This window comes from Shewanella carassii (assembly GCF_002777975.1).
In the GTDB taxonomy this organism is placed as follows: domain Bacteria; phylum Pseudomonadota; class Gammaproteobacteria; order Enterobacterales; family Shewanellaceae; genus Shewanella; species Shewanella carassii.
Window position 1 is genome coordinate 24612 of record NZ_NGVS01000045.1, and the last position, 21334, is coordinate 45945.

The 21334-nt window shown below is 51.6% G+C and carries 21 protein-coding genes and 1 pseudogene; 9 read left to right on the top strand and 13 right to left on the bottom strand.

Annotated features, from left to right (window positions below):
* Nucleotides 1-34: 34 nt before the first annotated feature.
* The 4 genes from CBE72_RS19755 to CBE72_RS19770 form a co-directional block, all read right to left on the bottom strand.
* Nucleotides 35-877: a class I SAM-dependent methyltransferase gene (locus tag CBE72_RS19755; protein ID WP_100146047.1), complete on the bottom strand. Its 843-nt coding sequence runs from the start codon at nt 875-877 to the stop codon at nt 35-37.
* 23 nt (nt 878-900) lie between these two features.
* Nucleotides 901-1620: an SAM-dependent methyltransferase gene (locus CBE72_RS19760; protein ID WP_100146049.1), complete on the bottom strand. Its 720-nt coding sequence runs from the start codon at nt 1618-1620 to the stop codon at nt 901-903.
* A 10-nt stretch (nt 1621-1630) separates the two neighbouring features.
* Nucleotides 1631-1888 (bottom strand): YjhX family toxin, encoded by a 258-nt coding sequence (locus CBE72_RS19765; RefSeq protein ID WP_100146051.1) that lies wholly within the window; start codon nt 1886-1888, stop codon nt 1631-1633.
* Between the two features lie 264 nt (nt 1889-2152).
* Entirely contained in the window at nt 2153-2929 is a 777-nt protein-coding gene (locus CBE72_RS19770) for an AraC family transcriptional regulator (protein WP_100146053.1), read from the bottom strand.
* Between the two features lie 154 nt (nt 2930-3083).
* On the opposite strand from CBE72_RS19770, the gene CBE72_RS19775 reads away from it, so the two are divergent.
* Nucleotides 3084-4199 (top strand): multidrug effflux MFS transporter, encoded by a 1116-nt coding sequence (locus CBE72_RS19775; protein ID WP_100146055.1) that lies wholly within the window; start codon nt 3084-3086, stop codon nt 4197-4199.
* Between the two features lie 24 nt (nt 4200-4223).
* Nucleotides 4224-4684, top strand: a pseudogene (locus tag CBE72_RS19780) (integrase core domain-containing protein); the annotation flags it as partial.
* 90 nt (nt 4685-4774) lie between these two features.
* On the opposite strand, the gene CBE72_RS19785 reads toward CBE72_RS19780, so the two are convergent.
* The gene (locus tag CBE72_RS19785; RefSeq protein WP_100146057.1) at nt 4775-7786 is read right to left on the bottom strand and encodes a UvrD-helicase domain-containing protein; all 3012 of its coding nucleotides are present in this window, start codon (nt 7784-7786) and stop codon (nt 4775-4777) included.
* Between the two features lie 233 nt (nt 7787-8019).
* Complete coding sequence (locus tag CBE72_RS19790) at nt 8020-8883, bottom strand: YicC/YloC family endoribonuclease (RefSeq protein ID WP_100146059.1); 864 nt, start codon at nt 8881-8883, stop codon at nt 8020-8022.
* Nucleotides 8884-9063: 180 nt separating this feature from the next.
* Here CBE72_RS19790 and rph point away from each other — a divergent pair, with 180 nt between their 5' ends.
* Both rph and pyrE read left to right on the top strand, forming a co-directional pair.
* On the top strand, nt 9064-9777 hold the full coding sequence (rph, locus tag CBE72_RS19795; protein WP_025010865.1) for a ribonuclease PH: 714 nt from the start codon (nt 9064-9066) through the stop codon (nt 9775-9777).
* A 105-nt stretch (nt 9778-9882) separates the two neighbouring features.
* On the top strand, nt 9883-10524 hold the full coding sequence (gene pyrE, locus CBE72_RS19800; RefSeq protein ID WP_100146061.1) for an orotate phosphoribosyltransferase: 642 nt from the start codon (nt 9883-9885) through the stop codon (nt 10522-10524).
* A gap of 102 nt (nt 10525-10626) precedes the next feature.
* Here the strand turns inward: pyrE and folE are convergent, their stop codons facing one another.
* The 5 genes from folE to coaBC all read right to left on the bottom strand — a co-directional run bounded on the left by folE (nt 10627) and on the right by coaBC (nt 15839).
* On the bottom strand, nt 10627-11277 hold the full coding sequence (folE, locus tag CBE72_RS19805) for a GTP cyclohydrolase I FolE (RefSeq protein WP_025010867.1): 651 nt from the start codon (nt 11275-11277) through the stop codon (nt 10627-10629).
* Between the two features lie 192 nt (nt 11278-11469).
* Nucleotides 11470-13440 carry an alpha/beta hydrolase family protein gene (locus tag CBE72_RS19810; protein WP_100146063.1) on the bottom strand — a complete coding sequence of 657 codons (1971 nt, stop codon included), beginning with the start codon at nt 13438-13440 and terminating at the stop codon, nt 11470-11472.
* 129 nt (nt 13441-13569) lie between these two features.
* Entirely contained in the window at nt 13570-14163 is a 594-nt protein-coding gene (slmA, locus tag CBE72_RS19815; RefSeq protein ID WP_025010868.1) for a nucleoid occlusion factor SlmA, read from the bottom strand.
* A 24-nt stretch (nt 14164-14187) separates the two neighbouring features.
* Complete coding sequence (gene dut / locus CBE72_RS19820) at nt 14188-14646, bottom strand: dUTP diphosphatase (RefSeq protein WP_025888140.1); 459 nt, start codon at nt 14644-14646, stop codon at nt 14188-14190.
* Nucleotides 14643-15839 (bottom strand): bifunctional phosphopantothenoylcysteine decarboxylase/phosphopantothenate--cysteine ligase CoaBC, encoded by a 1197-nt coding sequence (coaBC, locus tag CBE72_RS19825; protein WP_167387705.1) that lies wholly within the window; start codon nt 15837-15839, stop codon nt 14643-14645. Before coaBC ends, dut begins: the two co-directional genes overlap by 4 nt.
* A 128-nt stretch (nt 15840-15967) precedes the next feature.
* Here coaBC and radC point away from each other — a divergent pair, with 128 nt between their 5' ends.
* The 5 genes from radC (at nt 15968) to CBE72_RS19850 (ending at nt 19623) form a co-directional block, all read left to right on the top strand.
* Nucleotides 15968-16645, top strand: a complete 678-nt coding sequence (gene radC / locus CBE72_RS19830) for a RadC family protein (protein ID WP_093983855.1) — start codon at nt 15968-15970, stop codon at nt 16643-16645.
* 122 nt (nt 16646-16767) lie between these two features.
* On the top strand, nt 16768-17004 hold the full coding sequence (gene rpmB, locus CBE72_RS19835) for a 50S ribosomal protein L28 (protein WP_028769274.1): 237 nt from the start codon (nt 16768-16770) through the stop codon (nt 17002-17004).
* 6 nt (nt 17005-17010) lie between these two features.
* Entirely contained in the window at nt 17011-17184 is a 174-nt protein-coding gene (gene rpmG, locus CBE72_RS19840; protein ID WP_025010872.1) for a 50S ribosomal protein L33, read from the top strand.
* A 473-nt stretch (nt 17185-17657) separates the two neighbouring features.
* Entirely contained in the window at nt 17658-18977 is a 1320-nt protein-coding gene (argA, locus tag CBE72_RS19845; protein WP_100146126.1) for an amino-acid N-acetyltransferase, read from the top strand.
* Between the two features lie 115 nt (nt 18978-19092).
* Nucleotides 19093-19623 (top strand): PH domain-containing protein, encoded by a 531-nt coding sequence (locus CBE72_RS19850; RefSeq protein WP_100146065.1) that lies wholly within the window; start codon nt 19093-19095, stop codon nt 19621-19623.
* A 54-nt stretch (nt 19624-19677) separates the two neighbouring features.
* On the opposite strand, the gene rarD is transcribed toward CBE72_RS19850, so the two are convergent.
* Together rarD and CBE72_RS19860 are read right to left on the bottom strand one after the other, a co-directional pair.
* A complete protein-coding gene (gene rarD, locus CBE72_RS19855) occupies nt 19678-20562 on the bottom strand; it encodes an EamA family transporter RarD (RefSeq protein ID WP_100146067.1) in 885 nt (294 codons plus the stop codon).
* A 106-nt stretch (nt 20563-20668) separates the two neighbouring features.
* A complete protein-coding gene (locus CBE72_RS19860; RefSeq protein ID WP_100146069.1) occupies nt 20669-21133 on the bottom strand; it encodes a thioesterase family protein in 465 nt (154 codons plus the stop codon).
* Nucleotides 21134-21334: the final 201 nt, after the last annotated feature.

The following is a 21334-nucleotide window of genomic DNA, read 5'->3' on the forward strand; positions in this document are numbered from 1 at the left end:
GTTCAGGCATCTTTCTCTTTCAAACATAGCCGTACTATCGGGTTGCGCCCGCCATTAGTGTGTAGAGCTTGCCCTCAAAGGTATGGCTGCTGGGCCACACTGCTGTGTCTATCCGCTGAATCTTGTTGAAGCCGCACTCGTTTAACAGCTGCAGATATTCCTCATCTTGCCAAGCCTGCATCCGGCTGCCGAATCGCGTCACCTTGCCGTTTTCTTCAATCACCCAAAACAGTGTGGAACTGGTTTGGAGTGCCTCGTCCCAAGCATGCTCCGTCAGCAGCAGGTGGGGTGCATCGAGAAATAGGCCCTGTGAATGCCTTTGCCAGCTTGGCTCTGCCAGTCCCTGCCGTTTGACTTCATCAAAGCTGTGAACTTCCACAAGTAGTTTGCCATTCGGCGTCAGCCAGTTTGCACAATCCTTGAGTAAACTCTTGGCATCCGCTGCGCTGAAAACATTCAGCTCACCGAAGGTCATCATGATGAAGTCAAACTTCTTGGTCGGCCGGTAGCTTCTGACATCCAGCAGTTGATAGTCGATATCCAGTCCAGCCGTCTGCGCTTGTTGTTGGGCGTAGGTTATAGAGGCTGGTGAAAAGTCGACGCCGGTGCAGCAAAAACCGCGTTTTGCCAGCAATTGGGTGTAAAAGCCGGGGCCACAACCCAGATCCAGCACTTGTGCGCCAGGAGCCAGCTGGCTGCAGAGCCAATCTACCTGGCGCTCAATCACCGCCAGTTTTCTACTGGCCCAATCGTGCTCCTGGCAGAGGTGGTTTTTCAGCATTCGCTGGCTGAAATCGGCATTATTCCAGGGAATTTTGCTTTCGTTCGGCGACAGCCTTATTGGCAAATGCTGGCTGATTAGCTTATTGATATTCATACATTTCCTTGCTTTTCTAAAGCTTACTTGTGTATGCGGCCTGTCATTTTGGTAAAGTTGAACCACTGGCCGTTTTCGGCGGCCATCATCTCGCGATCCCGTACGGCATAAGGGTTGTCGCATGCCAACCACTCCTGCCATGCCTGGGTGCACTGCCCGCTCTCTTCGCACAGCTCCATCTGTAAAAATGCGCTCTGTTGCCAGAGTTGCATCCACCAGTCGACGGTGAAAAAGTTCATCCCGGGCTGCCACCAGGGGGCCAGCTCAGGGGCAACGCTTTGCTGCAGTGGAAAAGGCTTTTTCAGCCCGGGTACCACTATGGCGACCTGGCCGCCCGGCTTGATGAAAGGGGCTAGGTGGGTGTCAAAAAACGCTGAACTGGCACCAAAGTAGTGGTAGGCATCGATGGACAAGACGGCATCGAAACTGTTTTCTGAGAATGGGGCATGTCCCGGCCGCATCTGGGTTACGTCAAAGTTTACCGCCGTGATCCTGTCTTCCAGGCCAGCGGCCTTGAATCTTGCCTGATTGTCTTCGGCCGCTATCCAAAGATCCATAGCGGTGACTTCGAGGTTGAAGGCCTTTGCCAGATAGATGGAGGTGATGCCTGTGCCACAGGCCAAGTCCAGCACCCGCATCCCTGGTTGCAGTTGCAGTGACCGGCAGACTTCTTCGGCCAGCAGCAGGGCGTTGGGACCCATCATGTTGCTGTTGATATAGTCACGGGAAAATAGTGTATTCATCTTTCTTTCCTCAACGGTTGTCCAGTTGGGCGCGCACATTGTGCAAGCCGGTCGTGGTTATGCGATAGGGCTGACCTTTGACAGATTTGATCAGTTTTTTGGCTTTGAGCTTTTTGAAAATGGCGAGGGTACAGTCGCAAAGAACAAGCCCTTCGCGGCTATAACATTCAACGGATGTGACGCGACCTGAAGTGTCGCGGAAATAACAAATGCGTCCGCCTTTGGCGAGGACGTGCAGGGTACGTTGTTCCTGACGGGATATATTCATACTGGAAAAACTCGATAATCATCATGAGCAAAACGTGCGGGCACTTGTCAGTGTCCACCTTTGATTTACGCGCATTGATAATCAGACCGGCCTTGGAAGGTCAGTTAACTGATTATCTGATGATTACAATCTCCAGCATCAATGCCTCAATGAGAGTTGAAAGTAGCTTTACTGCTCAATTTTTACCACTAAGGATGCTAGATGTAAATCAACCGGTTGGGGAACTGTGATTTTAGGCTGTTTTTTGTGCATTTGACTCTTTTGTCAGTTGATTGGATTGTGAATAAAGCTCAAAGGCGTTTGGCCCGTCTGCTTTTTAAAAAACGCAATGAAGGCGCTGTCGGAAGAAAACGCCAGATTGTAGGCCACTTCGCTGACTGATTTGGCGCCGGATAGGAGTTCAATGGCCTTCAAAAGGCGCCATTGTTGGCGCCATTGCTGATAAGTCATACCGGTTTCAGCCTTGAATAACCGGGTGACTGTCTTGGTACTGGCGCCGACACTGCTGGCAAGCCTGCCTATATCCGGCGCGAGAAACTCTTCCTTGATAAGCCGCTGGCGGAATCGGCGAAACCTGTGATCCCGTGGCAGTGGCAGCTGAAATGAATGTTTCTTTGCGGCATAAAACTCTTCCCAAAATAACGCACTGCTATTGGCCATATTCTGCTCCGGCGTGTCCCAAGGCCACAGTGCCATTTTGTCTATCAAGGCTTTCAAGAGGGCGTTGACCTCTATAATGCGAAGCTCAGCCGGAGTGTTGAACCTGGCACAATCAAAATACAAAGAGCGATAGGCCACCACATTGGTCATTACCGCGCGGTGCGAAATACCGGGCGGGATCCACACGGCTTTGGTGGGTGGCAAGATGCAGATGGCGTTCTCCAATGCAAAGCTCATGCAGCCGTGGGGGGCATAAAGCAGTTGCCCTTTATGGTGTTGGTGCATGCCCGAATCGTGCTGGCCAACATCGGCCGCAATGCCGATAACACTGGCTGGAAAGGTATCCGCATCGAACTCAGTTTCCTGCTCAATAATCGCCATTATGTCCCTATTTTGATGTTTCTTGTCTTTATGTCGTTAACGTGCCATTTCATCACGAGTATACACTGCGCGCCGACTCGGAAAAGCGCGGATCAAGCCTGCATAGAGTAACAGGGCTTGTTCGCAGCTTGCTTGATTGTGATAAGGATAAGAGATGAAAACCAAACCTTCGCTATGGTTGATGCTGGCGCTACTGATGTTCCCGCAAATAGTGGAAACCATTTACAGCCCGGCCCTGGGGGCGATTTCGCAGACATTTGCCGTGTCCTACCCTCAGGCGGCGCAAACTCTATCGGTTTATTTTCTGGCTTTCGCTTTGGGCGTGGCAGTGTGGGGCATAGTGGCCGACAGTTGCGGCCGTCGCCCGACCATGTTGCTGGGACTCTTTATCTATGGCGTCGCAGCCTGGGTGGCCATGTCAACAACCAGCTTCGCCGTGCTGATGGCCGCCAGAGCCTGCAGCGCTTTTGGTATTGCTGTCGGCTCAATCGTCACCCAAACCATGCTGCGTGACGCCTTCAGCGGTGAAGAGTTGGCGAAAGTGTTTAGTGTGATGGGGATTGGGATTGCCATTAGCCCTGTTATCGGCATGTTTTCCGGTGGCCAATTGGTCAAGGCGGGTGGTCATCATGCGGTGTTTTTGGCTTTGTTTATTATGGCCTTGGGATTATTCGCCTATTGTTTTATCAGGTTGCCGGAAACCCAAACCAGCAGGCAGAGTTTGCAACTGGTCGCCTTGAGTAAACGTATGCTCGGTGACAGGCAAACCTGGCAATCTGCACTCTTGGTCACTGCCTATAACGTCGCCCTGTTTTCTTACTACCAACTCGGTGGATTCAACTTTGCCAGGCTTGGGTTCACGCCGGAACAGTTCGGCTACAGCGGCTTAATCCTTGGCCTGGGTTCACTGGTTGGCAGCTACAGCAATAAATGCCTGATCTCCAAGGGAGTCTCTCAAGGCAAACTCCTGCAAGGCGCCGCTTTACTGCTGCTTCTGGGAGCCATAGGGGTACAACTCTCGCTGAACACCATCGGGTTTCTGGCGCCTATGCTACTTGTGGTTATGGCATTCGGAATAGCTATTCCCAATGTGCTCAGCATGGCCTTGGCTCAGTACCGACAGCAGGCTGGCAGCGCCGGTGCCCTGTTTGGCTTGATGTACTACTTACTCATCGGCAGCGGCCTTGCTCTGGCAGGCGCGGTGCAGCACTTGGGATGGGTACTGTTAGCCTGCGGCAGCATGGCGCTGTTGGTAAGCCGGGTTTGCTGATGAGCTTGCTGCAGTTGGCCACCACAAGTCGCCTTTGCCAAGTTCTACACCACCAAAACCTCAATCACCTCAGTCTAACTGTTGAACGACAGAGTATTGCCGTTTTCGAAGCCCAGGCGCTGCCGATGCTGCGTATCTTCACTGACCGAGGAACCGAATACTGCGGCAAAGTTGAACAGCACGATTACCAGCTGTATCTGGCCATCAATGACATAGACCACACAAAAAACAAAGCCAGACATCCGCAAACAAACGGTATCTGCGAGTGTTTCCACAAGACCATTCTGAATGAGTTCTATCAGGTCGTGTTCCGCAAAAAGCTGTACGGCACACTGGAGGAACTGCAAAAAGACTTGGACGAATGGTTGGCGCTGTATAACAATGAACGCACCCATCAAGGCAAAATGCGCTGCGGTTGCACACCGATGGCAACATTAATTGATGGAAAACGGATTTGGGCGGAAAAGAATTTAGCCCAAATCTAATCTGACAACGGCACCCCAAAATCGGGTAACTGTCAGATCAGGTCTGAGCTAGTACAATTTAGCCAATAATTTAAATCTTGGTTAGCATTGCTAATGGTCCCTCTTAGATTGCTCCAACAGGCTAATCGCCACTTGTTTATTAATTTTATTACTGCAGCTAGTGGGGATATCTCTTCTGTAGTTGATACAGCCCCAGAACTCACCGTAGGGACCTTTTCTTAATTTCATATCTCCACCACAGACGCTGCAAACAGGTGCAGTGTGGCTACAAGTGTCATTAAGACATACTTTAAAGCCAGTAAAGCGTTTACGTGTCATGGGACTACCACAAAGCTCACAGCCCTCCTCTTTATGATCACATAAGGGAAAGTGTGAGCATGAGAAGAAGGGTTTGAACTTGCCGACTCTTGGTTTAAGCGTACCAGTGGTGCAACGTACACAACTTATCTCTTCAAAGATCTTTTGCACTAGTGAGGTGCTGAACTCCTCTTGCTCAACAGCATAGTTTTCCTTGAGTAGTTCGACTACAAACGGGCTAGCATCTGTCATATCGGCAAGTACATAGGCGCGGTGTTTTGCACGAGTTAAGGCAACGTAAAATAGGCGACGCTCTTCTGCAAACTCAAATGACTCTGCTTTAGGTAAAAATGCATCAAGTATTGGTGGGGTGACTTTCGTTGAGGGGAAGCCATGCTTTCCCGTTTTCATCCCCGTGATCACCACATAATCCGCCTCTTTACCTTTTGAGGCATGAAAAGACTGACACTCAATAGTTAAACTTGGATACTTCCGATTCAGCTGTCTTAGCTCACTCTTATCCGGTAGTTGAAACCAGAAACGAGCGAGCAGGTACACAACAGGCTTGCTCTTTAGTTTATCTTCAGCCTTATTAGCACGCATGTTAATAGCTTTTAAAGCCTGCTCAAGTGCATTAAGGCTTGGTTCATCTTTAGTTGCTGGCTCTTGCTCACCCCGTCGTATCAATGAAACCGTGGGGTAATCGACTTGCGATAGAGAGCGAATATCTTTCTTTAGCTGCACAGGGTTCTTAGTCACAAACTGTGTTGCAACATCACCAATGCTGCTGTTGAACCTGAATGTCTGATCTAAGTACGTTTTAGTAGTTGGACCGAAATAATCTGTAAACTGTGTGGTTAAGTTGACATCTGCACCATTAAAGCGATAAATCGCTTGCCAGTCATCACCAACACAAAATAGAGATGCTTTTGATTTTCTGCCAGGTAAGCTTGAATCCCTTAAGGCTTTAACTAACCGCGCTCTGGGCTCTGAGATATCTTGAAACTCATCCACCATAATATAGCGCCATGGACTAATAAATTGCCCATGTTGAAGATAGCCGAGTGCTTTGGCGATCATATCCTCAAAATCTATATCGCCAGAAGCTGACAGGTGTTGTTGGTAACTGCTTAGTATCGGCTCTAGCAGCTCAAATGCTTTACGAGTTTGCTTGGCATCTGCGGCATTATTAAATACCTTCTCTAGCCCGTTGTTATCCAAGCAAGCAGCTTTATACAAGCCAATTAGCTTACTGAAAAGCTTAGCTAACTCGGTAACGCGACCAAGTTCATTAAGGGTTGCGAGTATCGCTTCATCGGGTAGAGGGGACTCTTTGATCTTTAATGCTTGGATGGCGTGTTCGAGCTTTTCAATGAGCAGGCCTTTTCTATGCTGATGGTAAAACAGTTCAAGACAGACTGTTTCATGCTTTTTGTGCAGCTGGCGCTTCCACTCCATTGACTCCAAATATTGCTGGTTATCAATGTAAGGCGCGGTGCTATCATCTTCATCAGTGCCGTAATACTCAATATAGACACAATAGTCAGGTAGGTAGAAGTCGGGCTGATATTGGCGGAAATCAACACTACTTACATCATGCTCATATTTAGCTTCATACTGGTACTCAATGCCATTACTGAATAGCCAATTAGCGATATAAAGCTCGCCGAAGCTTTTTACTCGCTCCCCTTTCAAGGTGCGAATATCGTTATCAATTAAGTACTGGAAATACTCACCCTTTGACTCAAAATCGAAAGGGCTTTTCTCAACATAATAGTATTGGCTAAAGTACTCAAACAGCTGTTTACGATAGGCCTCATTTTCAATCAAAGTTTCAAGGGTGCTCTGTACCCACCTATCTTTGGATTTTTCATCCTCAGCCCAAGGAGACAGACTGGGTGATGCGCCTTCAACTTCAGAAATAATCCTTAAACCTAAGCTATGAAAAGTGCTCGTTTTAATATCATCTGTACCAAGCTTCTCTTTTATCCGTTCATCCATCTCGTCAGCGGCTTTTCTGCCATAGGCGAGCAGCAAAATATCATCGGCTTGTGCTTGACCACTTTTAACTAAGTAGCCAGCACGACCCACCATAACGCTGGTCTTTCCTGTCCCAGCACCCGCTAATAACAAGTTATTGTTATCATCAATGATGCAGGCTCGTCGCTGCTTATCGGTCAGAGGGTTAGATTCAACATGCTCAAAGAAATCGGCAAACTTGATCAGCTGTGCTTGAACATAGTTTTCACGTAACCTTTCTATATCGGTTGGGCTCCAGCAATGCATCAGCTTTAACTTGGTTAGTGCTGCTGTTATATCATTATCCAATTGCATATTTTCAGACCAAGGGAACCAGCGTTTATACTCACGCTTAACTCTGGCCTGTATCATCTCTAAGCGTGATTGGCGCAGGTACTCAGTAGCAAGGGTGCGCTCAACTCGAGCCACCAGCTCACAGATACTTTGCCCATTACCAGCAGCCCACCGTTGTGTCACTTCTTTACTAGATTGATAACGAGCCCAGTAGGTTAAGTAGGGCAATTGATAAACCTCACCGGATACGGTAAAGCTAAGTAGGTAACCCAAAGGACTAAAGTTAAATGTTGGTGGCGAGTCAAGTTGCTGCCACTTAAAACTCACTTCATCACTCGTGTTATTGATTACGGGGTGTTCTGGCGCAAACAAACCTTTACCACGATGAAAAGTAATACCACAGCTAGTGAGTTTTACAGCATCAGGCTTGCCCATATAGAAATGGCCAAACCAACTGTGTTTAATGCTTTGTTCAGATTGCTTTGATGACAATGGATAACCTACTTCTATCGATGGTTGTAGCGACTACCAACTTGGACTTCAAATAATTTACCATTAACTGTTTTGAATTATCTTGTTGTCATCCGATACCTTGCCCACCATCTTGTAAATTAATGGCTTAGGCTGCCCACCATAAATGCTACAACTGTCGAGGACGAGTCTGTGAAAACAAAAAAGCCTCAAAAAAATGAGGCTTAATGCTGTACATTGTGAATGTTAAAACATCACTCCACGTTCTGGATCTGCTCTCTCATCTGCTCAATCAGCACTTTAAGCTCGACTGCGGCGGCGGTGATTTCGCTGCTGATTGATTTGGAGGCCAGGGTGTTGGATTCGCGGTTGAACTCTTGCATCATGAAGTCCAGTCTGCGGCCCTCGCTGCCACCCTTGTTGAGGATCCGGCGGGCTTCGACCACGTGGGCTTCAAGGCGGTCCATCTCTTCGGCCACGTCCTGTTTTTGGGCCAGCAATACCATTTCCTGTTCCAGTCTGGCCGGATCCAGTTCGCCCTGGATTTCGGCTAGGCGGTTGCTGAGTTTTTCCCTTTGCCATTCCATGACCTTGGGCATGTGCTCGCGGACGATGGCGACCTGGGCTTCAACGGCATCCAGGCGGGTCAGCAGCATCTCTTTGATGGCGCTGCCTTCACGGCCGCGGGCTTCAATAAACTGATCGACGGCGCCGTCGAAGGCTTTGAGCAGTTCGGCGGCAATGGCATCCATGTCTTGCTCAGATGAGGACATGACCCCTGGCCAGCGCAGAATATCCACCGGGTTGAGCTCACCCTGGCCGGCTTGCTGTTTTACCCAGTTGGCGGCCTGCAACAGTTGCAGCGCCAAGTCCTGATTCATATTCAGCTGGGTACCTTGTTGATCGCTCAGCTCGTAGCGCAGGTTGACTTCTACCTTACCGCGATTGAGACGCTTGCGCAGTCTGTCTCGCAGCACAGGCTCCAAGCTGCGGAACTGTTCCGGCAGGCGCAGATAGGTTTCCAGATATCTCTGGTTGACTGAGCGGATTTCCCAGGAGGCTGTGCCCCAGTCGGCTTTATGCTCGATACGGGCGTAGGCGGTCATGCTGTGGATCATCAGATATTCCAGTTGCTTGAAGACGGGTGTAGCAGAGGATTATAGACAGCTTGCCCCCGGGGTTAAAGTGAAGTGTATACACTTTGTCGGTTCGATACAGATCCGTCATGGCGTCAAGCGCCGCAAGGCCCTATAATATGCAGCCAATTCAGTCCAGACGACAAAATACAGGAATTCACTATGCGTCCCAGCAACAGAACTCCGGCTCAAACCCGCCCCATTTCAATCACTCGCCAGTTTACCGCCCATGCGGAAGGTTCCGTGCTGGTCGAGTTCGGCGATACCAAAGTACTCTGTACCGCCAGTTTTACCGAAGGGGTGCCGAGATTTCTCAAAGGCCAGGGCCAAGGTTGGGTGACGGCAGAATATGGCATGTTGCCCCGTTCTACCCATAGCCGTATGGATCGCGAAGCGGCCCGGGGCAAGCAGTCTGGTCGTACCCAGGAAATTCAGCGCCTCATCGGCCGTGCTTTACGCGCCGCTGTGGATATGAAGCTGCTGGGTGAAAACACCATAGTGATCGACTGTGATGTGATTCAAGCCGACGGCGGTACCCGCACCGCAGCCATCACTGGTGCCTGTGTGGCTCTGGTGGATGCGCTTAATTGGGCTCGTGCCAAGGGGATTCTCAAGGCTAATCCGCTCAAATTCCTGATCGCCGCCGTGAGCGTGGGGATTTTTGAAGGTGAGCCTATCTGTGACCTGGAATATATCGAAGACAGCGCCGCCGAAACCGATATGAACGTGGTGATGACAGAAACCGGCAAGATCATCGAGATCCAGGGCACCGCCGAAGGCGAGCCGTTCAGCCATGAAGAGTTGCTGAGTCTGCTGGAGCTGGCCAAGCATGGCATTCGTGAGATTATCGATGTGCAGAAGGCTGCATTGAGTTAAGTTTTTTTAAGGACCCCATGAGGGTCCTTTTTTTCGTACTCCAGAGAGTACTTGTTCGTACCCGTGAGCCTTAAGGGCTTACCCATAATCACAAGAGGAGAGATCGTGAAAGCCTATCAGCGCGAGTTTATTGAATTTGCCCTTGAGCGTCAGGTGTTGAGATTCGGTGAGTTTACCCTGAAGTCCGGCCGCAAGAGCCCATACTTCTTCAATGCCGGTCTGTTTAACACTGGCCGGGATCTGGCCCGCCTGGGCCGTTTTTATGCTGCTGCGCTGGTGGATGCCGGTATCGACTACGATCTCCTGTTTGGCCCGGCCTACAAGGGGATCCCCATCGCCACAACCACGGCTGTAGCCTTGGCCGAACACCATGATCTGGATATTCCTTACTGTTTTAACCGCAAAGAGAAGAAAGACCACGGCGAAGGCGGCAACCTGGTTGGCAGCGAGCTCAAGGGTAAGGTGATGTTGGTGGATGATGTGATCACCGCAGGTACCGCTATTCGCGAGTCCATGGAGATCATTCAGGCCAATGGCGCGACTCTGGCCGGGGTATTGATTGCACTCGACCGTCAGGAGAAGGGCAAGGGCGAACTGTCTGCCATTCAGGAAGTGGAGCGCGACTTTGGTTGCCAGATAGTGGCCATCATCAAGCTGGCCGATTTGATTTCCTACTTGGCCGAGAAGCCGGGGATGGAGCAGGAGTTGGCCGCCGTTAGCGCCTATCGTGAACAGTATGGTATTTAATGCCGTCCAGGATAGAATCTCGGCTCTTAAAGAAGCTTGAGTAACTTTCTGTACAGTCCAATAAAAAACGCTGCCTTGGCAGCGTTTTTTATTACGGAGAGGCTATTTGGCCTGATGCAGAAACTCGGCGCGGGTGGCCGGGTTGGACTTGAACACGCCACCAAGAGCCGTAGTGGTGGTGGAGCTGGTGGAGTCCATCACACCGCGGGATTTAACGCAGTAATGCACTGCATCCATTTTTACCGCCACATCTTTGGTTTCCAGCAGGGTCTGCAACGCAACCAGTACTTGCTGGGTCAGGCGCTCCTGCACCTGTGGCCGCTGGGCAAAGAAACGTACTATGCGGTTGATCTTCGACAGGCCGATGATCTTCTTCCGCGGCAGATAGGCCACAGTGGCCGTGCCATCTATGGTCACCAGATGGTGCTCACAGGTGCTGGTGAGGCTGATGTCCTGCACCCGCACCATTTCATCGAAGCCCATCTTGTTGTCGATAACAGTGATCTTGGGGAAGTTGGCATAGTCGAGGCCGGAGAAAATTTCGTCGACATACATCTTGGCGATACGTTTTGGCGTATCCATCAGGCTGTCGTCGCTCAAATCCAGCGACATCAAGGTCAAAATGGCCTTCATATGGGCCTCTATTTTTTCCTTGCGCTCCTCGGCCGACAAGCCACAGGGTACCATGGGGGTCTCGAGTCCTCGCTCCAGGAGCGCGGTCTGAACCATCAAAGCTGCTTCACTCAATGCCATTGTTTTCCTCCGGCGGATAGACGCCAAGCCAGCGCCTTCCGTTTGTTACTGTCCGCGCAAGCTGTGACGCTTTTCACATTTATCTGCGGGAAGCGGAGAATACCGCTATTTGCTGTAAATTCATACCAGAAAAGCCCCATAGTACGAAAAAAGCCGCTCCCTGGAGAGCGGCTTGGTTTAAGGCAGTTAAACTTAAACGCCCAGATTCTGCTTCAGGAAGTTGAGCATTTTCTGATAGTAGATGGCTCTGTGGCTTTCATCGTAGAAACCGTGGCCCTCATCATCCATGATGATTTTCTGGTAGGGGTAGTTACGCTTCTTGAGCGCATCTTCCAGGGCTTCAAACTGCTCTATGGGGGCGCGCTCATCATTGCCGCCGTGCACAAGCAGCAGATTGGCCTTGAGCTTGTCGACGTTGCGAGTGGGCGACATGGCACGCAGCACGGCTTGGTCCTGACCAAGCACAGTTCGCAGGTAGCTGGTACCCGAGTCACGTTCCTGCACGTCACCTTCTTTAAACATCATTTCCAGATCGTACACCCCGGCAAAGCCGATGGCGCACTTGAACAGATCCGGCTCCATGACCGAGCTTTGCAGCGCGCTGTAGCCGCCAAAGCTGCCGCCGACGATACAGATGCGCTGCTTGTCCACTATGCCTTGATCTATCAAATGGCGGGTGGCGTCTATGATGTCGTACTGAATTTCACTGCCCCACTTGCGGTAGCCCGCTTGCTGGAAGGCTTCGCCGTAACCACCCGAACCGCGGAAGTTAACCTGCAGTACGGCTATGCCCTGATTGGCCAGCATCTGGTTTTGAGGATCAAAGCCCCAGCTGTCCCTGACATAGTGTGGGCCGCCGTGCGGGTTGACCACCAAAGGCAACTGCTTGGGATCTTTGCCGGGTGGCAAGGTCAGGTAGGCCTGAATCGTCATGCCATCACGCACCTTGATATCCATGGGTTTCACTTCGGCCATTTGGGCCGGATCTATGCTTTCCATGGTACGCAGCAGGTGTCTGAGTTTGACCGCTTTAGTGTCAAACAGATAGTAGTCGCCCGGGTTGCGGTCGTTGAAGGCCAGAATGATCATCTTGTCGGCATTGCGGGTCTCGCTGATGATGCGCACCTGGTGCCCCGGCAGGCTGGCCAGCAGTTGCTTCAGATACACAGCATGTTGATCTTCAGAGTCAACAAAGGCGTAGGTTGGGTAACCGTTGGCAAACTCCACCGCATAGAGCTGTTTGTTCTGGCCGTTGATCCAGAAGTTGTCCGGCTCGACTCTGGCGTCATTGACCATCATCTTCTTTTCACCGGTTTTCAGGTTGACCCGATACACGGCCTTGGGCTCACCGGCCTGAGACGCGGCGGCATAGACGCTGTTGGGATCTTCGGTAAAGGAGATTGGGGTAAAGTCCTTCAGACCTATGTTCAGCTTGTCGGTGTCAATCCATTCACCGTCGTTACGGTAGAAAATCCGGGTGTTGTTGCTTTTGTCCTGACCGGCCACAAAGCGCACTTCACCGTCATCATCTGTCATGAAGCTGGCCATTCCTATGGGAGAGCGGGTGATTTTCTTGCGGGTGCCACGGTAGACATCAACCCGATAGACATCCTGTAACTGTTCATAATCCAGGCTGCGACCGCCGTTCCAGGGGATGGCGTTGACCAACATATAGCGGTCATCATCCGGCAAGGGGTCGAGCACATAGGCAGTGGCCTGGATGGCGGTATTTTTCTTCAGGTGGGAACCGGTTTGTTGCTGGCCGGAATTGTAACCGAACAGATAGGCGACCTTGGAGCCATCGGCGTTCACCGCCATCAACTCACCATAGTAGAGCGGGCGATCATCCCAACCCTTGAGGTATTCCTTGGCGACCACGACACGTTCATCGTTGACCCAGGAATAACTGCCCACTTGGGCGTTGCCCGGGAAATAAACTATGTGCTTGGCACTGAGGTCTTCAGTATTGAGGATCAGTAGCTTATCTTTTCCTTCGTGATTCATGATCACGCTGAGATAGTCACCTGAGGGGGAGATTTTGACATTGGTGTATTGCGCCCCCTGGCTGAAAATTTCTGCCGGCGTGGGCGCTTGATTGCTCTGGGCCAAAGCGAGAGCGGGTGCCAGCAGTAACGTGCCGGCCAACAAAGGTTGGAACTTCATTTGACATCCTTGTGTTTATTATAAGTAACCCATGTTTGTTCAATGTTAATGAAATGCTTGGGTTTGGACAAGGCTAAATCCATAAAAAAAGGACGGTTTTTACCGTCCTTGATCTCGAAAACAGGGGGCTCAGCTCTGTAATAACTGGCTTTGAATAAACTGCCACTGCTCCTCGAAGTGAGCCGTTGGCTTGAGCTTGAATTCACTGCGAACAAACTGGGCAATACGGCCTTCGGCCACGGCCAACAGCAGGTTTGCCAGAATGGCTTCATCCAGGGCGAATTTTTGCCCTTCTCGCAGGGATTTTTCCCGCAGGATTTGCTTCAGGTGGGTTTCCAACTTGGCAAACAACAGGTTGATCCGCTCTCTGAGCCGCTCATTTTCGCCCAGCAGGGCATCACCGCTCAGTACCCGGGAGATCCCTGGGTTGCGCTCGGCAAACACCAATAACAGCTGCAGTGCCTGTTGGCAGCGTTTCATGGTGTCTTTCTCTTCATCCATGATGAGGTTGATGCGTGACAGCAGAGAGTCTTCAATAAACTCAATCAGGCCTTCAAACATCCGCGCCTTGCTGGGAAAGTGGCGATAGAGCGCCGCTTCCGACACGCCAACTTCCGAGGCCAACTTGGCAGTGGTAATCCTTTGCCCCGGATTGGTTTCCAGCATTCTGGCAAGGGATTGGAGTATGTGTTCACGACGATTGATTTTTTCTTTTACAGCCATGTTTCGCTCTGTCAGTGGCAAGAATTATTGAGTGCCTGAATGGCCGAAGCCACCTTCGCCTCTGTCCGAGGTGTCAAATTCATCCACCAGTTTGAACTGGGCTTGAACGACGGGCACAAACACCAATTGGGCCAAGCGGTCACCTATCTCCAGGGTGAAAGGTGTCTGGCTGCGGTTCCAGCAGGAAACCATCAGCGGGCCCTGATAGTCAGAGTCGATAAGGCCGACCAAGTTGCCGAGCACTATGCCGTTTTTGTGGCCCAGACCCGAGCGGGGCAGGATCACCGCCGCCAGAGAAGGGTCGGCCACATGAACCGCAATTCCGGTCGGGATCAATACAGTTTCACCCGGGGCTATGGTGATGCTGGTGTCCAGCATGGCGCGTAGATCCATGCCGGCACTGCCTGGGGTCGCATAGCTTGGCAGCGGAAATTCACTGCCAATACGCGAGTCGAGAATTTTCAGTTCTATGGGTGTTTTCATGAGTTGTTTTTATGCTTCGCTATCAGGATCAGCAACTGTTTGGCCAGGCTCAACTTGTCGGTGGCCGGCAGTTCATCACAACCTGTTGCAGAAAATACTTTCAGAGCATTCCGGTCGGCATTGAAACCCTGACCCGGAACAGACACATCGTTGGCGGCAATCATATCGAGTTTCTTGCGCTTGAGCTTGTCACGCGCGTAGGTCTCCACTTCATGGGTTTCTGCCGCAAAACCCACGGTAAAGGGCCGGATAGAATGGCTGGCGACCGTGGCCAGAATATCCGGGTTACGCACCAGTGCCAATGCCATGGTTTCGGAAGATTTTTTTATTTTGGCTTCGGCGACATCGGCGACACGATAGTCTGCCACTGCGGCGCAGCCAATAAAAATATCCTGTTGTTCCACCCGTTGCATCACGGCATCGAGCATCTCTTTGGCCGATTGCACATCGACTCGGGTCACCCCTGCCGGGGTAGCCAAATTAACCGGGCCGCTGACCAGAGTCACTTCGGCGCCCATCTGCGCCGCTGCGGTGGCCAGTGCAAACCCCATCTTGCCTGAGCTGTGGTTGGAGATATAACGCACAGGATCTATCGCTTCGCGGGTCGGTCCGGCAGTCAGCAGCAGCTTTTGGCCTGCCAACAGCTGTGGCTCAAAGCAAGCGGCGGCTCGCTGGGCGATATCATTGGGTTCCAGCATACGCCCCGGGCCGACTTCACCACAGGCTTGGCTGCCGCTATCTGGGCCCCAGATACCATAACCGCGCTCGGCCAGCACCTTGAGGTTGTCCTGGGTCGCTACGTTTTGGTACATCTGTTGGTTCATCGCCGGGCAGAGCATCACCTTAGCCGCCGTTGCTAGGCAGGTGGTGGTGATCAGTTCATCGGCCATACCGGCACGAATGCGGGCCAACAGGTTGGCGGTAGCGGGGGCAATGATAACCAGATCGGCCCAGCGGGCCAATTCGATATGCCCCATGGCAGCTTCGGCCGCCGGATCCAGCAGATCTGAGGCCACAGGATGGCCGGATAACGCCTGCAAGGTCAGCGGGGTAATGAATTCCATGGCGCTCTGGCTCATGACGACTCTGACTTCGGCACCTCTGTCCTGCAGACGCCGTACCAAATCGGCACTCTTGTAGGCGGCAATGCCACCGCCAATCCCCAAGAGGATTTTTTTATGCTTCAGGCTCATAGAGACAATCAACTGATGGTAATTGGCGGCTAAGATATCACAAAGCCCCCCCGACTTGGCAGGATGCAGCTTCAAAAATCTCGACCATAATTGAAACAAAGTATAGGGCACAGGGACGGGAGCCAAGGATGGGGATCAGAGACTGGCCGACAGGCGAGGGACCCAGGGAAAAGTTGTTGCAGCAGGGAGCCAAGGGCCTGAGTGATGCCGAGTTACTGGCGGTCTTACTGCGTAACGGCCTGGCGGGGCAGAGTGCGGTCGAATTAGCCAGAGATTTGCTCGCGGCATTCGGTTCACTGCGGCAACTCTTGGTGGCACCACTGAATCAGGTTGCCCGAATTCCGGGAATGGGACCGGTAAAATATACCCAATTGCAGGCCGCGGCCGAACTTTCGAGGCGAATTTCCCGGGAAAAGCTGCAAAGAGGGGCGGTTTTGACAAATCCGGATTTGACTCGCGACTATTTAATGAGACAATTAGCGGACCGTGCCACCGAGGTGTTTGCGATTCTGTTGCTGGACAGCCAGCACCGAGTGATCCAATTCGTGGAATTATTCCATGGCACCCTGGACTCTGCATCCGTCTATCCACGAGAGGTGGTTAGGCTGGTGCTGGAAAAACAGGCCGCGGCGGTCATAGTTTGCCATAATCACCCGTCCGGCGTGGCTGAGCCCAGCCAGGCTGACAGGCGAATTACTGAGCGGTTGAAATGTGCGCTCGCAACCATAGATGTTTCACTTCTGGATCATATGGTTGTAGGGGATTGCGAGATAGTTTCCTTCGCAGAACGCGGATGGATGGATTGATCCATCGCTTGATCTTTCCTCAGTTATCCTGTATAACATGCGCCCTCTTTGTGCCTCGGGCGACGGCCATACGAGGCACATTAATGCTCGAGCGTTAAAATTGTTTTTTGGAGAAGATTGACATGTCAAGAGTATGCCAAGTTACTGGCAAGCGACCAATGGTTGGTAACAACCGTTCGCACGCAAAAAACGCAACTCGTCGTCGTTTTTTACCTAACCTGCAGAACCACCGTTTCTGGTTAGAAGACGAAAAGCGTTTCGTACAATTGCGCGTTTCTACCAAGGGTATGCGCATTATCGACAAGAAAGGTATCGAAGTCGTTGTTGCTGAACTTCGTGCCCGTGGCGAGAAGGTGTAATAGAAAATGGCTAAAGCTAAAGGCAATCGTGAGAAGATCAAGCTGGTTTCAAGCGCCAAGACTGGTCACTTCTACACTACCGACAAGAACAAGCGTAACATGCCTGAGAAAATGGAGATCAAAAAGTTTGATCCCGTAGTTCGTCAGCACGTTATCTACAAAGAAGCCAAAATCAAGTAATCCACTTGGTATTTGCATTCTTGGAAAGCCCCTCTCGCAGGGGCTTTTTTTTGATTTGAATTTGGCCGCCGCGGCCGTAGTCGAGCCGGTTTGGCTCTCGTTGCCCTTAAGCTTATCTCCTTTGTCACCAAGCTGCCGCTATCACCTTCAATCCACTAGTCCTGAGTTATTCCGCAAGAGTTCGGCTGCTGGCCTTCTGCGGTTCAGGTGGATTCATACTTTCTAAACAGATCCCTGCTATACCTTTCTATGCAATCACTTGAACCGCAGCGGCGAATATTTACTCGGTTTGAGTCTCAGGGGGGTGATGCTGGATATGGCTTACCCTTCATGTGAATAGTTAGAGATTTAAAATAAGTATTTGTGCAAATAAATTCTTTTTAAGTGAATTTAAATGCATTACTATGTTATCCGTGCCACGGGGGTGGCATTCATTTTATGTCGGCTTTAACGAGTGTGAGGTAAATCCCAAGGTGCGTACCACAGAATTGGTTGATGGTTTTCGTCATTCTGCTCCCTATGTCAATGCTCACAGGGGCAAGACATTTGTTGTGATGTTGGGGGGCGAGGCGTTGGCTCAGCCTAAGTTTCGCTCCATCATCAATGATGTTGCTCTGCTGCATAGCCTGGGGATCAAGGTGGTATTGGTCTATGGCGCCCGGCCACAGATAGACGAAGCCTTGGCTAACAATCAGATTGAGCCTGCCTACCATCAAGGCGTGCGGATCACCGATGAAACCACTCTCAAGGTCATTAAGCAGGTAGCCGGTTCTTTGCAGTTTGATATTACAGCTAGGTTGTCCATGAGCCTGTCGAACACGCCGATGCAGGGCGCACAGATCAACGTGGTCAGTGGTAACTTTGTCATCGCCCAGCCTTTGGGGGTCGACAATGGTATTGACTATTGCCTCTCCGGCAAGGTGCGCCGTATCGATGTTCAGGGACTCAAACGGCAGATGGAAAACAACTGCATCATCCTGATGGGGCCGATAGCGGCTTCGGTCACCGGCGAGAGTTTTAACCTCACCGCCGAAGAAGTGGCGACTCAGGTGGCTATCAAACTCAAGGCCGACAAGATGATCGGCTTCAGCTCCCAGAATGGTATTTTGGATCGCAACGGTGATGTTATTGCCGAGCTGATGCCCAACGATGCCCAGAAAATTCTCGAGAAACTGGCCGGCCAGGGTGAAGGCTGTGTCGGCACCATGGCATTTCTCAAGGCCAGTATTGATGCCTGTCGCAGCGGTGTGCCCCGTTGCCATCTGGTCAGCTATCTGGAAGATGGTGCCCTGTTGCAGGAACTCTTCTCCCGTGAGGGCATAGGTACCCAGATAGTCACAGAGAGTGCCGAGCGCTTGCGGCGCGCATCCATTGCCGATATTGGCGGCATACTCAACCTGATCCGCCCGCTGGAAGAGCAGGGGATCCTGGTGCGTCGCTCCCGCGAGCAACTGGAGATAGAAATAGAGCAGTTTATGCTGATTGAGCGTGATGGACTGGTGATAGGCTGCGCGGCGCTCTATCCCTTTGAAGAGGACAACGCCGGCGAGTTTGCCTGTCTGGTGGTGCATCCTGACTATCGCGATGCCGATCGCGGTAGCCTGCTGTTGCAAAACATCATAGGCCAGGCCAAGGTGCGTGGTTATTCCAGACTGTTTGCGCTGACGACCCGCAGCATTCACTGGTTCCTGGAACACGGCTTTGAGCTGGTGGAGGTAGATGCTTTGCCGAGTAAGAAGAAGCAGCTCTATAACTACCAGCGTCGCTCCAAAATTTTGGCGCTTGATCTGTAAAAACCGGCCCCGCTCAGCGGGGCTCTTTGTAAGCAGGCGTATTCCATTTGTTGACATATTATGTCTTTAGCTCCTAAGCTAAGCCCACTTATGCCTATCCATTAAGGAGCGAGAGATGAACAGTGGAAGTTACGAGTTGGCGCCATTGACCGGCGTCGCCAGTGGCAGCTTTATCGCCTTGATACTGATGTTGGCGGCCATCTTGCTGCTGATCCGCATTCGGAAGATGCCGACAATGGCCAAGAGCGCCGCCTCGGGTTTACTGTTGGTAACACTGGCGGGATCTGTGTGGGTATTTTGGCAGGCGCAGGCATCCAAGGTGGAATTGACGGCTCAAAGCCTGGTGGTCGAGGTGCCATTCTACGGCCAGAGCCTGGCTCCAGAGCATCTGCGTATCTCAGAGGCGAAAGTGATTAATCTCGGCGATGCCAGCGGCCCCAGGCTTGGCATGCGTACCCAGGGCATAGGCCTACCCGGTTACACCCTGGGGTGGTATCGGCTCAATGATGGCAGCAAAGCGTTTGTGGCTCTGACGGAAAAAGATAGCGTCTTGTTACTGCCGACCGACCTTGGTTACAGCCTGCTGCTGAGTATGCCCGAGGCGGAGAGTTTGCTTAAGGGGCTGGGGCAGAATCTGCCGGGATAAAGGTTGAATATTGCTTAACCGGCCCGGAAACTCCATCCGGGCCGGTTGTGTTTGTTACCTGCGAGAGCGTTTTCGCAGCATATCCAAAGTAAACACCACCAGGGCGGCCCAGATGAAGCCGAAGGTAATGCTCTTTTCGATATCGAAGGGTTCATCGAACAGGGTCACTGCCATGATAAACATAATGCTTGGGCCTATGTACTGGAAGAAGCCCAGCATAATCAGCGGGATCCGCACTGCCGCACCGGCAAAGCACAGCAAGGGGATGGTGGTGATGATACCGGCGGCCATCAGCAGCAGGTTGAGATCCCAACTGTTACTGAGCATATTGGCACCGGCTTCACCAGTGCCCAGCAGTAAAAAGCCCAGCGCTGCGGGCATTAACACCGCAGTTTCGACCAAAAGGCCTGTCTTGGCGTCGACATTGACCTTCTTGCGCAGCAAGGCGTAGAAACCGAAGGAGGCTGCGAGCCCCAGGGATACCAGCGGAATCGAGCCGAAAGAAACCAGTTGGATCACCACCCCGGCGGCGGCAAGTGTTACCGCCACCCATTGCAGTCTCCCGAGCCGCTCCCCCAGAAACAGCATGCCGAGCAACACATTGAACAGCGGGTTGATAAAGTAGCCCAGACTGGCATCCAGCATATGATCATTGTTGACCGCCCAGATAAATAGCAGCCAGTTGCCGGCGATAAGAATCGAAGTCAGCAGCAGTACCGCCAACTGTTTCGGGCGCTTGAGTAACAGCCTGAGCTGGCCGAAACCACCGATAAACTGCATCAGGCCCCCCATAAAGACGAAGGACCAGATGATGCGGTGCAGCAGGATCTCGGGAGCCGAGACATGATGTAGCAACTTGAAGTACAGCGGCGCAAAGCCCCAAAAAATATAAGCGCAAAGGGCGAGAATGACCCCCTTGCGGTATTCGGTTTCAGGCATAGGTACTACACAATGACGAAAAGGAGAGAAGGGCGATTGTAGGGGGCAAAGCCCCTCGGCTCAAGTTATCGACAACAGATTCAGTGTTTGAGTTTTAAACAGCTACTCAGCCGACCATGTAAGTCCCTGTACCAAAAGCAATATGGCTGCCTTTTTCATTATGCAGCTCCATTCGACAGACAGAGACCCTGTTGCCGGCACGGATCACTGTTCCTGTGCCGCTGAAGACTTCTCCCCAGCCGGGGCGCAGATAGTCGACCCTGAGATCTATGGTGCTCAGGGTTTGCAGTCGCTGTTGCAACTGCTCCACTGTCCAGTTGTCGCGACTGATAACTAAGCCGGAGAATGCCGTCAGGCCGCCAACCACATCCAACACGGTTGCGGTAACCCCGCCATGGAGTATTTTTTGATGTATGTTGCCGATTAGCTCTGGCTTCATTTGGATCTCCACTTCGACACCAGAGGCGTCATATCGGCGGATCCCAAGGCCGAGAAGATTATGAAAAGGCACATGTTTATCAAATACTTCTGCTACCTTGGCGAGTACCTCGGCTTGAATGTCCTGGCTCATAGGGCTTCCTGCTATTGTTGTTTTTTAGAGCAATCAATCTAACGCTAATATGGCCGTTTGCCTAGTCCAGGCGGAAAAATCCCCTCTTGGCTGGCACTCTGGTGTTGGCTTCATTTAGAATAGCGGCCTCTTCTTTGGACACAGACAGTCATGGATCAGCCGCTGAGTATCGCTCCCGAGAGCCTAAATCATCCCCAAGAC